The organism is Bartonella sp. AA2SXKL (genome assembly GCF_042197205.1).
GTDB lineage: Bacteria > Pseudomonadota > Alphaproteobacteria > Rhizobiales > Rhizobiaceae > Bartonella.
Window position 1 is genome coordinate 316 of sequence record NZ_JBHIRN010000276.1, and the last position, 241, is coordinate 556.

Genomic DNA, 241 nt, shown 5'->3' on the forward strand with positions numbered 1-241 from the left:
GCAGAAGCTGCAACACAGGGGAAGACCGTTTATGAAGTCGATAAGCAAGGGCTAGCAGCAGCAGAGATTGAAGCTGTTGCAGCAGAAATCAAGGAGTTAGCACAATGAACAAAAAAATTAAGATTGGTACGAAACCAACCAATAAATCAATTCCTTTAACAGCTGATGCATGGGTAGGAAACCATAAAGGGTGCAGAGATGGAGGTATGAAACGTCTCACAATTGATGTGCCGGAAAACTT

1 pseudogene is annotated in these 241 nt (G+C 42.7%); it reads left to right on the top strand.

The window, feature by feature from the left end:
- Nucleotides 1–108, top strand: a pseudogene (locus ACFINS_RS11220) (cobyrinic acid a,c-diamide synthase); the annotation flags it as partial.
- Nucleotides 109–241 lie beyond the last annotated feature (133 nt).